This is a genomic window from Rhizobium sp. HT1-10 (assembly GCF_049472505.1).
In the GTDB taxonomy this organism is placed as follows: domain Bacteria; phylum Pseudomonadota; class Alphaproteobacteria; order Rhizobiales; family Rhizobiaceae; genus Rhizobium.
In genome coordinates, this window is record NZ_JBCEBQ010000007.1 from 225,510 (window position 1) to 239,581 (window position 14,072).

Below are 14,072 nucleotides of genomic sequence, written 5' to 3' on the forward strand. Positions count from 1 at the left end.
GAATTGGACGCCCGGGAGGTTCAATTCCCGGGCGTCCTTCAACATCAGGCTGGCTCGAACAGGGGAACGATCTCCATCTCGGGCACCAGGACCAGGCCCTTGTCGGTTATGCGGATTTCCGGAATGACCGACAGCGGAATGAGGTTGAAGCCCATATAGGCGATGGTGCACTCCGCCTTTTCCCACTCAATCTTCAGCAGCTTGGTTTCCTCGGCAACTTCGTGCACGCGCTTGTCGGACAGCAGGCCGGCGATCGGCAGAGGCACCATGGCGGTGACCTTGCCGTCCATCACGACGCAGACGCCCCCCTGCTTTTCCTCGATCGCCGCAAGTGCGATCTGCATGTCCGCTTCATTGGTGCCGGCGACGATGATGTTGTGGCTGTCGTGACCGACCGACGAGGCGACAGCGCCTTTCTTCAGACCAAAGCTATTCAGCAGCCCATGGGCAACATTGCCGGCCGATTTTCCGTGGCGTTCGATGACCGTGACGAAGCATAGCCCGTGGCGCTCGAAGTGCGTCTGCCAATCGTTCGCCGGCTCAAGTCTGAGTTTTACGTGGCCGAGCGTGATGCCCGGAAGCTCGGTCTTGATGGTGTGGGCGATGACAGGGACTGTCGGCAGATCGGGTGTCAGCTTGAGATTGGCCGGCAGCTTGACCGTGTGGTAGGCGGCTTCCGGATAGCGGTATGGCTTTGAGAGCGCCTCGTCGAGGACGGAGGTGATCTTCCTGTCGTCGACCACCAGTTCGCCGCCGTACCAGGTGCTGACTGGCTTCAGTTCGTCCGTCAGCAGAACCAGGTCCGCCCGCCTGCCTCCCCCAAGGCCGCCGATCTCGTTTTCCATGCCGAAGCGGGTCGCGCCATGCAGGGAGCCCATCGACCATGCCTGCTCGATCGTCATCCCCGCTTTGACGGCTTCGCGCGTCACCCAGTCCTGGCCGAACAGCAGCAGGTCGTCGGCGTCGCGGTCATCGGTGCAGACGGCGATTCGTTTATGGGACGCACCGAGCTCGGTGATCGTCCGGATGGCGAGCGGCAGGCTGTGCCACGGCGTGGTTGGCGGTCCGCCGCGCAGGAACAGCCAGATGCCGGCCTCGAGCATGTCGTCGGCGATGTCGCGATCGATCGCCTCGTGGGTGTCGGTGACGCCGGAGGCGGCGTAGGCGGAGACGAATTCGCGGCCGTAGACATGGCCGGAGACCGGCCTGCCCCGCTCCAGCGCGGCGGCAAGGATTGCATGGCTGCGCTCGTCGCCCATCGCCACCTGGACGAAATCCATCTTTTCGCCAAGGGCGACGGCCTCGGGCCATTTGTCGAACAGGGCTGCGATCTTGCCGGGCGTCAGATCGCCGCCTGCCGTCTCGAAATGTGGCGAGGTTGCCGGCACGGTGCTTGGGACCGTCAGGAAGATCGACAGCGGCGCCTGCCGGGCATCCTCGAGCATGGCTTCGACGCCGGCCACGTCCATGACGTTGCCGATCTCGTGGCTGTCGCAGAAGATGGTCGTCGTGCCGTTGAGCAAGGCCGCTTCAGCATAGGCGCAGGCGGTGACCATGCTGGATTCGATGTGTATGTGCGGATCGACCAGGCCTGGGGCGATGATGCCGCCACGCGCGTCGTAGCGTTTCGCCGCACTGCCCCTGTAGCTGCCGCTCGGCTTGACGGCGGCGATGCGTCCGCCGGATACCCAGATTTCCCTGTCTGGAAGAATGCGCTCGGAATAGGTCGACAGAACGCGCGCGTCACCGATGACCAGGTCCGGTTCGCGCCGGGCCGAGGCGACATCGGCGAGGTTGCGGGTCATGGTGGAGAGCGGCTTGACGGAAAAGCGGGTGAGCGTGGTCATGTACATCCAATCACGATTCGAGGGCCTGTGATGACCATGCTACGAAAGCGGATTGGCAAACGAAAGAGGCGAATGCGGGTACCGGCGCATTCGCCTTCTTCAGGCAGGATTTCGGGTTAACGCTGGGGCGCGCCGTCCGACGGAATCTCGTCTGTGACGACTTCGAAACGGACGAGATTTGCCGGGCCGAAGTTGGTGGTGAGCGCGACGTCGGTGGCGTCACGGCCTGTTGCCATCAGGATACGCCCGATCCGCGGCTTGTTGTGCCGGGCGTCGACCGTGTGCCAGTTGCCACCGAGATAGACCTCGAACCAGGCGCTGAAATCCATCGGATTGACATCGACGGGGACGCCGATGTCGCCGAGATAGCCGGTGCAATAGCGGGCCGGAATGTTCATGCAGCGGCAGAGCGTGATCGCCAGATGAGCATAGTCCCGGCACACCCCTACCCTGTCGGTAAAACCGCCAAAGGCACTGCGGGTGGAATCGGCCTGCTGGTAGTCGAACCTGATCTGGTTATGGGCGAAGTTCAGGATGGTCTTCACGCGCTCCCAGCCGTAGGGCGTGTTGCCGAACTGCGACCAGGCGAAGGTCGCCAGGCGATCGGTATCGCAATAGCGGCTGCCCAGCAGGTAGACCAGCACTTCGTTCGGCAGATCCTTGATCTCGTGCTGGACGGCATCTTCGGGAATGTTGTCCGGCAGGCCGGTGTCGTAGATTTCGAACTCCGTCGAAATCGTCGTCACGCCGGCGGGAGCGACGATGCGGGAGCAAGAGTTGCCGAAACCGTCCGTATAGCCGGAGGCCTCGATGTCCCGGTCAAAGGTCAGGACCTGATCGGTCAGCAGATCGACGCGGCGTGATGGGTGAATGTTCAGGCAGAGCAGCATGGGAGTGGGCTGCGGGCAGTCGTACGCGATGCTGAAGCCGGCACGTATTTTCATCACTTAGCCTTTGTTGGTGGGTAGCCCAGATATGGGTCACCTGTGAACGTTGCAGGAAGAAGACTGTTCCATGGCGTTTTCGCCCTTTTCCTTCAGCCTATCGGTCGGGCGCTCCGTTGTCACGTTCACTTGCACCGTCATGTCTTCGTAATCGTCCGCCTCGCCATCATAGCTGCCTGTCAGCGGAATGGCTTGGCGCGGATCTCGGGCCACGGCGACGCGGATGAGGTCGCGATTGCCGACGATGCCGTTGGTCGGATCGAATTCGACCCATCCGGCGCCCGGCAGATAGACCTGGCACCAGGCATGGGTGGAGCCGCCGCCCCGGATGGTGGAATCGTCACGGCTCGGGACGAAGACATAGCCGGTGACGAAGCGCGCCGCGAGACCGAGCGAGCGCGCCGCCTCAATCATCAGCAACGCGAAATCGCGGCATGTGCCCTTGCGCAGCTTCAGGGTTTCCATGGGGAGTTGCGTGCCGCGCGCCGAGCGGCGGGCATAGGCAAAGCTCTCATGGATAGCGAAGCACATGGTCATCAGCATGCGGCCCGTCTCGGTCGGCTGGCCGATGCGCACGAATTGCCGCGCCCATTTCTCCACCTCGCGCTCAGGATCGGGATAGTGGCGCTCGATGGTCGGCGCGAGGTCGGCGAGTTCATCGGGGTCGTAGGCGAAGGGATATTGCTTGGCGCTATCGTCGATCTGCAAATTGAGGGCGACCTGGGGCGTATGGTCGAGGCGAATGCGCGTTTCGAAACGGAGTTCGCGCGCGGGCGTATCGATCTCGACCAGCGCGACGCAATTGCCGAAGACATCGTGCATCCAGCGGACGCTGCTCGGTTTCGGCTCGACCATCAAGGTTGCCTCGAGAAGCCGCTGGTCGAAGCTGTCGCGCGGCCTGAACATCAACCGGTGCTCGCCGAACGCCACCGGCTTCTTGTAACGGTAGACCGTGATGTGCCTTACGGAAAAAATTGTCATCGTCGTATGCCCTTCGCAAGCCGTCTGTCAGCCGCTCCATTGTCTCCGAGCGGCTTGCCGTATTCCGTGGTTTCCCCTGACGCCGCGGATAACGGAAGTCCTAGTCCGCCAATAAGATGGCATCCGTCAATATGGTTTAATTCCGGCGACCGCAAATGCAGGGGCACGTATACAACCATGAGGTCAATTGTCCGAAACTTGACAATCAAACAATAAGGGACTATTTATTTCGCATCGATAGTTGTTTGCGATATTTATGTTTGCTGGCGGTTGACGCTTTCTTTACGAAATTCCCCTCTCAAAAATCGACTTATGCCTGCCGGGCGCCGCCCGGCTGAAACGATATTGCTAAGGGGAGGGTTCGTCATGGCCACCGGCACAGTAAAATGGTTTAATTCCACAAAGGGCTTCGGCTTCATTCAGCCTGACAACGGCGGTGCGGACGTGTTCGTTCACATCTCGGCTGTCGAGCGTGCCGGCATGCGCGAAATCGTCGAGGGCCAGAAGCTGTCCTTCGAACTCGAGCGCGACAACAAGTCGGGCAAGATGTCTGCCGGTCAGCTCCAGGCTGCATAACGGCCTTTAGCGGCGCCATGACCACGGATGTACCGGCATGTTGCAGCGGCTTTAGTCCCAGGGAAGGTCAGACATAGTGTCTGGCCTTTTTCGCATAATGCCGAAGCCCCGCCTTGAGGAGGATCACAGGTGACGGAAAACTCCAAATCCCGCGAGCAGGCTGAGATCGCTTTCAGCAAGACGCAGACGGAATACCTTGCCCGGACCAGGGCGAACGCCGAGATCGATGTGGTTGCCGCTGACCGGGATGCGAAGACCGCACGGCTGCGGGAATTGCGACTTGAAAGAGAGGCCAATGCTGTGCCACAGGTAGGCAAGGCCAAAACAGCCCCTAATCGCTGAGTGCGATGGGCTAAACCATCTATAAGGACGACGACCGCTTGAGACATGTAAACGATAATGGTTTTGCCGAGCGCCGCAAGGCTGCCAATGAAGCCAAGAAGCAGCTTCTGACCAAATTCGCCACGGCGCCGAAGCCGACCGACCCAGATGTCGTCGCCAAGCGCGCCGAGCGCGCGGCGGCAGCCGAAGCACGCGAAGCCCGTCGCTCAGAACGCGAGCAGGCGAAGCGTGAGGAATATGCCCGCCAGTTGGCCGAAGCGGCAGCCAGGACCGCCGCCGCCAGCGCGGAGGCGAAAGCCCAGGCCGAAGCCCAGGAAGCCGAAGCCGTCAAGAGCATCGAGCAGATGGCTGCCGACGAAGCGGCCCGCAAGGCGGAGCGCGACCGCCGCTATGCCGCCCGCAAGGCGCGCCAGCGCTAAGCTTTCTCTGAGCAATTGAAAAAGCCGGCCTCCAAGGGCCGGCTTTTCTGCGTTTTGATGGCCGTTGAGCCGAGCCTTCCGTTTGCTCAGGGCGATGTGAGATCACCCTGGGCCAACGTTGGCTTCGATGCCAGCCTAGGCTTGCGCTGGAACCGCGGCGGCGTCGCGGAACGAGACGAGCCGGCGGGTTTTTTCATCCCAGAGGACGAGCTTTACGCAACGCAGGCTTTCCATGATCGTGATGCGCCCGACATTGCGGAGCTCGGGATGGTCGCGAAGCACTTCCGGCAGGCGGTAATAGGGAACGCGGCTGGCCAGATGATGGACGTGGTGGATGCCGATGTTGGCGGTGAGCCACATCAACGGACGCGGCAGGTCGTAGTTGGATGCGCCGTGCAGGGCTGCATGCGGAAACTGCCATTCCGGCGGCTCCGACCAATGGGTTTCCTCGAACTGATGCTGCACATAGAAAAGCCAGATACCAGCGGCACCGGCCAAGACCACGATCGGCAGGTGCACCATCAGGAAGGGCACGACGCCAACCGCCCACATCAGCAGTGCGGCGATGATGGCGACGGCCGCATTGGTGGCCATGGTCGACACCCAGGGCTGAAGCCCAGAGCGCATCATGCCGAAGGGCAGCCGCTGCTTGAAGAGAAACAGCCAGATCGGCCCGATACCGAACATAACCACCGGATTGCGATACAGCCGGTAAACGAGACGACCGCGAAACGACAGCGCCTGGTATTCGGCGATCGTCAGCGTGGCGATGTCACCGACGCCTCGCTCATCGAGATTGCCGGCGGAGGCATGGTGTTCGGCATGCGCCCTTCGCCAGTAGTCGTAGGGCGTGAGCGTCAGGATACCGATGATGCGGCCCGTCCAGTCGTCGATTCGACGGCGCGCAAAGAACGACCCATGGCCGCAGTCGTGCTGGATCATGAACAGCCGAAGCAGGAAGCCTGCGGCGGGTACGATCAGGATCAGTCCGGGCCAGAAGCTGTAATGCACGGCAATCCAGGACAGAACCCAGAAACCAATGAATGGAATGATCGTTACTGCCAGCTCGAAGGAGCTTCGGGCAGCGTGGGGCTGGCGGTACTTGGAAAGAATCTTGAGCCAGGCTTTTTCGTTCGAAATAGCAGCGGGCGCGGTTTTAGGCATGGCGTTGATCAACGGCGTGGAGCTTTCTGCACAAATGGTATAGGGGTAACGGGCGATGCCTGACCACTTCAGATCGGAGCGCGAAATGCCATCTGGCCATGGCATACAGCAAATGGTTCTCTGATGCCAAAGCTATTCGATCATTGAGGCGCTTTCATGTTATTTTCTGCCTCCAACTCCGGATGTGATACCAGATCGAGTGGCTGCCAACCGGCCACCGGCGCCGAAGCTCATGACTGCGCCGCATGGGCAATTTGACAACCGGCGCATATCGATAGCCGGCTAACGGCATGCCCGCTCACGGCTTTGAGCGGATCGGGATTCTCGAATCAGCTCGCCAGTTCGAGCCGCCGTCGGCGCTGAAGGTTGACGTCCAGTTGAGACATGACGCGCAATGTGGCGTTGACGTCTTCCTCGCTTGCGCCTTCGAAAAGTTCGGCGCGGAGGTTGGCGAGCAGCGAGTTCAGTTGCATGTTCAACTCTTCGCCGGCAGGGGTCAGGCGAAGCGTCTTGACGCGCCGATCCTGCACGTCCTCGATGCGGTCGATGTAACCGAGTTCCGCAAGTTGATCGAGGACCCGCACCAGCGTCGGCCCCTCGAGGTTCAGGGCTTCGGCGAGGTTTCCTTGGCGGATGTTACTCCCAAGCCGGGCAATGTAACGGATTGGCAGAACGGTTGCCTCTGACAGGGCGTAGGGCTTAAGGGCGCTATCGAGCGCCCTGCGATACAGCCGTGCCAGAAGGACAAGATTGATGCCCAACCTTTCGTGTAGCTCCTTGATGGCCATTACATTACCCCCCCCCTCATACGCGCCATTGTAACTATCGTAGAGAGACAGACAACGCCTTTCGGCATCGCGGCTTTCTTTGATGTGGAATAAGCTTCATGCCGCTGAAACCGCGGCGGATGGTCGGTTCTGGCGCTTGCCCGGCGCGCATTCGTAGCAAGCGCAGCGGAATCTCCCGGTAACGCTGTTCTGTCACACGCTCATCGCTCGACAGAGAAATTAGCAGCCGGCGACGTTCAGGATTTGAAACTGTGCTCATAGTCATTATGTCATACGACAAGATTTGGAGACGTTGATGCAATTCCAAGAGCGGAGCCGGAGTGAGGTCGATGTCGCGATCGTTGGCGCCGGAGCGGCTGGTGTGGCCGCCGCCCGCCAATTGAAGACGATCTGTCCGCACTTGTCTGTGCTGGTCCTTGAAGCCGGATCGCGGATAGGCGGTCGCGCGCTCAGCTTGCGACCGGAGCTGCTGGCGGGCGAGCCCATCGATCTTGGTTGTGGCTGGCTGCATGGCGCGCGCACGAACGCGTGGCGGAAAATTGCTGGCGATGTTGGCCTGACGGTCGATCAAACCCCTGCCCCATGGAGCGAAGGCGGCAGGCGCCTCCAATCCGACCCTGAGGCGGAGGACGGGATCGAAGCCTTCTTTGCGCGTGTTGATGGTTACAGCGCTGAAACCGACGTGCCGTTGTCGGCGATGCTCGAACCGGGTCATTCGGCGAATGCGCGGCTAGAGGCGATCGGCACCTATCTGAACGGCGCATCGCTCGATCAGGCTTCACTGATCGACTACAGGCACTACGCGCCTGGTGAGGGGCCGGACTGGCGCGTTCGCGAAGGCTACGGCACGTTGATTGGGCGATATGCTGAAGGCCTGGATATCCGCCTGAAGACCATCGTCAGCCACATCGATCACGGGGCGGCCGATAGTGTGGTTCTCACGACCAGTTGCGGCACGCTGCGCGCGAAGTGGGCGATCGTGACGGTCTCGACGAACATATTGGCGGCTCAGGCGATCCGCTTCACGCCGGCACTGCCGGAAAAAGTCGAGGCCGCAGCCTCCCTCCCCCTCGGCCTTGCCAACAAGCTGTTCCTCGCGGTTTCGCCTGAACTCGATATGCCGGTGGACATACAGGCCTACGGATCGCCAACCAGCAGCGCCACGGGTAGCTATCAGATCCGCCCCTTCGGCTCAGCCACGATCGAAGCTTACTTTGCCGGACCGCTGGCGCGGGAATTGGAGAGCGAAGGCGAAGATGCCGCCTTGTCCTTTGCCTACGAGGAGCTTGCCGGGTTGTTCGGCAGCGATATCCGCCGTCATCTGAAGTTTGCGGCGATTTCGGGATGGGCAGCATCGCCACATATTGGCGGCTCCTATGCCTACGCCCTGCCCGGTGCATCCGCCGCAAGGGCCGTGCTTGCGGCGTCAGTCGATGAGCGTCTGCTCTTCGCCGGGGAAGCCTGCTCTCTATCTCGCTACTCCACCGCCCATGGGGCCTATGAGACCGGCATCGCTGCCGCGAACAGTGTGGCCTCTGCGTCTGGATCGACGGTTGGGGCGGTCAGGGAGAACCGTTCATCGACATAGATACCGCCCATGCAGAGCGCACCAAGCAAATCTAGGCGATTCGGGATTTCTCCCCGGACCGCAGTCATTACCCGGGTGGCATATGTGATTATGCCCCCACGCAATCCATCCCTTGCTCTTTGAGAGCCTCCCTCGCCTCTAGGAAAATAATGTTGAGCCATCACACCTTTGGACGCCGGGCCAGTTTCTGGACGGCTGCCGCCGTTGTTGCCCACACGCTTTGGACCAGCGCCGCGCCCGCCATGACCTATCCGCTCTATGCGAGCGAGTGGGGACTGACGCCACTTGCCACCACCACGATTTTTGCCGTGTATCCGATCGCCGTGGTGTTGATCCTTGTCTGCTTTGGGGACATTTCCGATTATATCGGGCGGCGCAGGACGATGCTGTACGGTCTTGCCGCATCGCTCATCGGCGTCCTTCTGTTTGCCGTGGCTCGCGACCTTGCCTGGGTTCTGGTCGGCCGCGTTTTCATGGGGATCGGCGTCGGGCTATCAGCCGGGCCTTCCGCCGCAGCGCTCGTCGAATTCAGCAAGCCCGGCGACGAGCAGAAGGCAAGCGCCATCACGACACTGTCGCAGGTGTCCGGCCTCATCTGCGCCGCACTGATCGGCGGATTTCTCATCCAGTATGCGCCACTGCCAACGCGCCTGAATTTCGTCGTGCTGATGGTCGTCCTTGCTGCTGTTTTCGCAGCGACATGGTTTTTGCCGCGCCACACGAGCGCAGAAGCGCCCGGTCGCTGGCGCATGAAGCCGATCGTCATCCCGCGCGAGCTGCGCAAAATTTTCGCGGCTTCGACGGTGGCGGTGACGGCTTCGTATGCCATGGGTACGATCAACCTGTCGCTTGGCGCGCAAATCGCCCACGACGTCATCGGCTCGCAGAACGTCCTGGTCAACGGCGCGACAATTGCCCTCTTCGCACTGGCCGGCGGCATCGTCGCCATTCCGGGCAGAAAGCTGCGGTCAGGCACGGCCATCCTCATAGGCGGCACAAGTTCTGTTCTCTCTGTGGGGCTTCTCGTATTTGCTGCCGGCCAGCATTCGCTCGGCCTGTTCACGATGTCATTGGTGCTCGGCGGCATCGCCTATAGCCTGCTCTTTGCCGGCGGCCTGGGTCTGCTCAATTCCAATGCTCCGGCCCACCATCGGGGCGGCACCCTGTCGGCACTGTTCCTGGTGGCCTATCTCGGCCAAGGAATCGCCGCGCTGTTGCTCGGTGAAATCGCGACGGTTGATGGACTGAAGTTCGCCGTCGACGTCGCCTCCGCCATGGTGGCAGGGCTGTCGTTTTGCGCCATGTTGCTGTCTGTTCTCTACGCCTTCGCCAAGCCCGCCTCCCCTAACGTGATTGGAAACAGCCCATGAGTTCTCTTTTCTCTCCCCTTAAGATCCGCAATTTGACCTTGCCCAATCGCATCGTCGTCTCGCCGATGTGCCAATATGTTGCCGACAACGGCAAGGCGACGGCCTGGCATCAGGTGCATCTCGGCGGGCTGGCACTCTCGGGCGCCAGCATGGTTTTTCTCGAGGCAACGGCAGTCGAGGCAGCTGGCCGCATCACGGCAGGTGACCTCGGCCTATGGAACGACGACACCGAGGCTGCATTGCAGCCGGTCATCAAGGCCATGCGACTGGTCTCGAAGGCCGCTATCGTCATGCAGCTGGGACACGCCGGTCGGAAAGCGTCCAGCGCGGTGCCTTGGAAGGGCGGCAAACTCGTCGATCTATCCGCCGGTGGATGGGAGAATTTCGGTCCCTCCCCCATTCCGCACACGGAGGGCGACCGCGCGCCGACGACCCTCGATGCTGCGGGCCTCGACCGCATGCGCCAGGCTTTCGCCTCGACGGCCGAGCGCGCGGCGCGCCTGGGTCTCGACGGTGTCGAGCTGCACGCCGCTCACGGCTATCTCCTGCACCAGTTTCTCTCACCGATCTCAAACCGGCGGACTGACGCGTATGGGGGCTCTCTGGAAAACCGGATGCGCTTCCCTCTCGAGGTGTTCGATGCCGTCCGCGCTGCCTTCCCGGCAGACAAGGCCGTTGGTGTCCGACTATCGGCGACCGATTGGATGGATGGCGGCTGGGACGTCGAGCAGAGTATCGCCTTCGTCAAGGCGCTGCAGGCACGTGGGGTCGACTTTATCGACGTTTCATCCGCCGGGATCTCGCCGGAACAGCAGATCAGCGCCGGGCCGGGCTACCAGGTGCCTTTTGCGGCGCAGATCAAACAGGCGACAGGTGTGACAACCATCGCCGTCGGACTGATCACGGAGGCGACCCAAGCCGAAGACGTCATTGCCAGTGGTAAGGCCGATCTTGTCGCGCTGGCTCGGGGGATGCTCTATGATCCGCGCTGGGCGTGGCATGCCGCTGCCGAGCTTGGAGCGACCATTGAAGTGCCGCCGTCCTATCTCCGCGCCGCGCCGCATGGACAAAGCAAGCTATTCCGTCGCGGTTGACATCCGCTTCAAAGAGCATCGGCCGAGGGATTTCCCTCGGCCACTGTACTGCTATCAAATTTTGAGAATGGTCTGGCTTGGTGCCGGAATATCCCAGAGGGATGAGGCGGTTCGCTTCCGCAGGCGTCTGGTGGAGCCTGAGGTTTAGGCTACGGTCTTACTGACGAGCATCCGGCGCTTGGGCGAGGCGCAGGGCCCGCAAGCGCGCCGTCTTGGCTTCACGTTCCTTGCGGCGCTTTTCTGTGTCTGCAAAGGCCGCCTGGGTCGCCGCTTCGGCGAGTAGTCTCTTTTGCTCTTTCGACAGCTGAAGCCGGCGCTTCTTCGGTTCTTCCATGTGATCCTCCGTAGATATCTACAATAGGCGACGCCGTACACCCGAAGTAGCAGCAGCTTGCGTCCACCAGCTTTGGGTGAGGGGTCAATTCCCTAATGCCGAAGCGGTGCAATTGTTTCATAATAAAACCCACGGTCCGGTGCCGCACATTCAGAAGCGGTCTGGCGGGCGATGAGCCCGTCGGGAGAAAGCCGAAGAACGGTGTGAGCGAGTTTACTGCGGTAAACTGCATGTTAGTTCGTCTGTATGTCTTCAGGCCGTTAACGATAGGGCCTTGCTCGCGGATGAGAATCGGGCAAAAATGCGATTTGACTGGCGAGATAGCTTACAAACCGCATTTGCGAGAATTTAACATGAATATGGCAGCACCGTTTGGACAGCCGATTTCGGAGGTGGACCAACTGATCATTGGTCAGGCCCGCGAGCTTTCCGACAAGCTGAAGCAGCACCGGCTGGAAATGTTCCCGCCGACGGCCCAGAAGACCCTCCGCCAGTTTCATCTGAGCGAAGCTGCGCATTTTCTCGGCGTCACCAGCGGTCATCTGCGCAATCTGTCTCTCGAATCGAAGGGGCCCCTGCCGCAGGTTACACCATCGGGTCGCAGGTCCTACACTGCCGAGCAGCTGCTCGAAATGCGCCACTACCTTGAGCAGAACGGTCGCGCAGGCCAGCGCTATCTCCCGCATCGCCGGACCCAGGATCACCTCCAGGTCATTGCAGTTGTCAACTTCAAGGGTGGCTCGGGCAAAACGACGACCGCAGCCCATCTTGCGCAGCATCTGGCGCTGACCGGCCATCGTGTGCTCGCGGTCGATCTCGACCCGCAAGCAAGCCTTTCCGCCATTCACGGTTTCCAGCCCGAGTTCGACCTTGACGAAAACGAGACGCTTTACGCCGCAATCCGCTACGACGAACGGCGGCGGCCGCTCAAGGAAGTCATCCGGAAAACCAATTTCCCCGGGCTGGATATCGTGCCCGGCAATCTGGAACTCATGGAGTTCGAGCACGATACGCCGCGGATCCTGGCGCAAGGGCAGGGCAATGACTACGGGCGGATCTTCTTTGCCCGACTGGATGAGGCGCTTTCCTCGGTGTCTGACGATTACGACGTCATTGTCATCGACTGTCCTCCCCAGCTCGGCTTTCTGACCATGAGCGCGATCTGCGCTGCCACTGCCGTTCTCATCACCGTTCATCCGCAGATGCTCGACGTGATGTCGATGTGCCAATTCCTGCAGATGCTGGGCGAGATTCTCAACACCCTCAAGGGTGCCGGCGCCGACATGAACCTCGACTGGATGCGGTATCTGGTGACGCGCTACGATCCGACCGATGGCCCGCAGACGCAGATGGTCGCCTTCATGCGCTCCATGTTCAAGCAACACGTGCTCACCAACCCGATGTTGCGAAGCGTCGCAATCTCCGATGCGGCGCTGACCAACCAGACACTCTACGAGGTGGATCGCAGCCAGTTTACGCGGACGACCTATGATCGCGCGCTGGAATCGATGGAAGCCGTCAACGCCGAAATCGCTGGTCTTGTGCACAAGGCATGGGGACGCTGATCATGGCACGCAAGAATGTTCTTTCCGGGTTGATCTCCGAAGCGGGCGAGAAGTTTACCGCAGTAAACTCGCCGCAAACTGCACCGGCGCCGGAACGGTCCGGCGGCTACAAGGGGGTCGGGGCGCTCGGAGCCGTGACGCGCAGCATAGACGCACTGGCGGCAAAAGCAGATGCAGCCAAGGAAATCGAAGCCAAGCTGACCGCCGGCGAAGTGGTCATTGAGCTGGATCCCGACATGATCGAGGACTCGTTCATTTCCGACCGCCTCGTTCAGCTGGACAGCAAGTTCGAGGAACTGGTGGAGGCCATCCGCTTGCGCGGTCAGGATTCGCCCATTCTGGTGCGGCCGCATCCCGCTCATCCCGGAAAATACCAGATTGCCTTCGGGCATCGCCGTGCGAGGGCTGCGAAGACGCTGGGGCGGCCCGTGCGTGCGGTCGTCAAGAAGCTCGACGATCGCGACCATGTCATCGCGCAGGGCCAGGAGAACAGTGCTCGTGCAGACCTCTCCTTCATTGAGCGGGCAATGTTTGCGGGCCGGCTTGAAGAGCGCACTTTCGATCGGGAAACGATCATGGCGGCTCTCAGTGCGGACAAGACGACTGTTTCCAAGATGCTGTCGGTGATCAATCGCATCCCCAAGACGGTGGTGGATGCCATAGGCCCGGCGCTCGCCGTCGGCCGCGATCGCTGGCACGATCTCGCCACCCGCTTCGACGCCGCGGAAAATGCCGTGAGAGCCGAGCAATTCATTGCCACCCAGGATTTCCGCGATGCAGTGCCTGACGACCGCTTCGATCTGCTGAGCCGCTTTCTGGCGGGCAGGGGCACTATCAAAGCAACAGTCCCTTCGGCCCAACCGGTGTCCGAATGGCTGGGCGACAACGGCGCTGCGAAGGCTGAAATCAAGGCCGGCGGGAAGAAGTTTACGATTGCCCTGAAGGCGAAGAATGGCCCGGCCTTCGGCGCCTACATCACAAAAAATCTCGACAGGCTCTATCAGGCCTTTCAAGACGAAACCAAGTCAGAAACGGGAGACTAACCGCAAAAGAAAAAGGC

14 protein-coding genes are annotated in these 14,072 nt (G+C 61.0%); 8 read left to right on the top strand and 6 right to left on the bottom strand.

The genetic code is table 11. From position 1 onward, the window contains the following. Positions 1-44 precede the first annotated feature (44 nt). From VH564_RS18285 to VH564_RS18295, 3 genes are all read right to left on the bottom strand, one after another. Positions 45-1,847, bottom strand: coding sequence for an adenine deaminase C-terminal domain-containing protein (locus VH564_RS18285; RefSeq protein WP_423341285.1), 1,803 nt, complete (start codon positions 1,845-1,847; stop codon positions 45-47). A 116-nt stretch (positions 1,848-1,963) separates the two neighbouring features. After that, entirely contained in the window at positions 1,964-2,791 is an 828-nt protein-coding gene (locus VH564_RS18290; protein ID WP_423341286.1) for a transglutaminase-like domain-containing protein, read from the bottom strand. 36 nt (positions 2,792-2,827) lie between these two features. After that, on the bottom strand, positions 2,828-3,772 hold the full coding sequence (locus VH564_RS18295; protein WP_423341287.1) for a transglutaminase family protein: 945 nt from the start codon (positions 3,770-3,772) through the stop codon (positions 2,828-2,830). Between the two features lie 366 nt (positions 3,773-4,138). On the opposite strand from VH564_RS18295, the gene VH564_RS18300 reads away from it, so the two are divergent. The 3 genes from VH564_RS18300 (at position 4,139) to VH564_RS18310 (ending at position 5,109) form a co-directional block, all read left to right on the top strand. After that, positions 4,139-4,348, top strand: a complete 210-nt coding sequence (locus VH564_RS18300) for a cold-shock protein (protein WP_423341288.1) — start codon at positions 4,139-4,141, stop codon at positions 4,346-4,348. 129 nt (positions 4,349-4,477) lie between these two features. Continuing rightward, positions 4,478-4,690 carry a hypothetical protein gene (locus VH564_RS18305; protein ID WP_423341289.1) on the top strand — a complete coding sequence of 71 codons (213 nt, stop codon included), beginning with the start codon at positions 4,478-4,480 and terminating at the stop codon, positions 4,688-4,690. Positions 4,691-4,728: 38 nt separating this feature from the next. Continuing rightward, a complete protein-coding gene (locus VH564_RS18310; RefSeq protein WP_423341290.1) occupies positions 4,729-5,109 on the top strand; it encodes a DUF6481 family protein in 381 nt (126 codons plus the stop codon). Positions 5,110-5,244: 135 nt separating this feature from the next. On the opposite strand, the gene VH564_RS18315 is transcribed toward VH564_RS18310, so the two are convergent. After that, entirely contained in the window at positions 5,245-6,273 is a 1,029-nt protein-coding gene (locus VH564_RS18315) for a fatty acid desaturase (protein WP_423341377.1), read from the bottom strand. 329 nt (positions 6,274-6,602) lie between these two features. Next, the gene (locus tag VH564_RS18320; RefSeq protein WP_423341291.1) at positions 6,603-7,061 is read right to left on the bottom strand and encodes a MarR family winged helix-turn-helix transcriptional regulator; all 459 of its coding nucleotides are present in this window, start codon (positions 7,059-7,061) and stop codon (positions 6,603-6,605) included. Between the two features lie 295 nt (positions 7,062-7,356). On the opposite strand from VH564_RS18320, the gene VH564_RS18325 reads away from it, so the two are divergent. From VH564_RS18325 to VH564_RS18335, 3 genes are all read left to right on the top strand, one after another. Beyond that, positions 7,357-8,649, top strand: a complete 1,293-nt coding sequence (locus tag VH564_RS18325; RefSeq protein WP_423341292.1) for a flavin monoamine oxidase family protein — start codon at positions 7,357-7,359, stop codon at positions 8,647-8,649. Positions 8,650-8,801: 152 nt separating this feature from the next. Further along, positions 8,802-10,019 (top strand): MFS transporter, encoded by a 1,218-nt coding sequence (locus VH564_RS18330; protein WP_423341293.1) that lies wholly within the window; start codon positions 8,802-8,804, stop codon positions 10,017-10,019. Next, positions 10,016-11,113: an NADH:flavin oxidoreductase/NADH oxidase gene (locus tag VH564_RS18335; protein WP_423341294.1), complete on the top strand. Its 1,098-nt coding sequence runs from the start codon at positions 10,016-10,018 to the stop codon at positions 11,111-11,113. Before VH564_RS18330 ends, VH564_RS18335 begins: the two co-directional genes overlap by 4 nt. A 157-nt stretch (positions 11,114-11,270) precedes the next feature. Here the strand turns inward: VH564_RS18335 and VH564_RS18340 are convergent, their stop codons facing one another. After that, positions 11,271-11,447: a hypothetical protein gene (locus tag VH564_RS18340; RefSeq protein WP_423341295.1), complete on the bottom strand. Its 177-nt coding sequence runs from the start codon at positions 11,445-11,447 to the stop codon at positions 11,271-11,273. Between the two features lie 353 nt (positions 11,448-11,800). Between VH564_RS18340 and repA the strand changes: the two genes are divergently transcribed. Then, the gene (gene repA / locus VH564_RS18345; RefSeq protein WP_423341296.1) at positions 11,801-13,012 is read left to right on the top strand and encodes a plasmid partitioning protein RepA; all 1,212 of its coding nucleotides are present in this window, start codon (positions 11,801-11,803) and stop codon (positions 13,010-13,012) included. Positions 13,013-13,014: 2 nt separating this feature from the next. After that, on the top strand, positions 13,015-14,055 hold the full coding sequence (gene repB, locus VH564_RS18350) for a plasmid partitioning protein RepB (protein ID WP_423341297.1): 1,041 nt from the start codon (positions 13,015-13,017) through the stop codon (positions 14,053-14,055). The last annotated feature ends 17 nt before the right edge of the window (positions 14,056-14,072 follow it).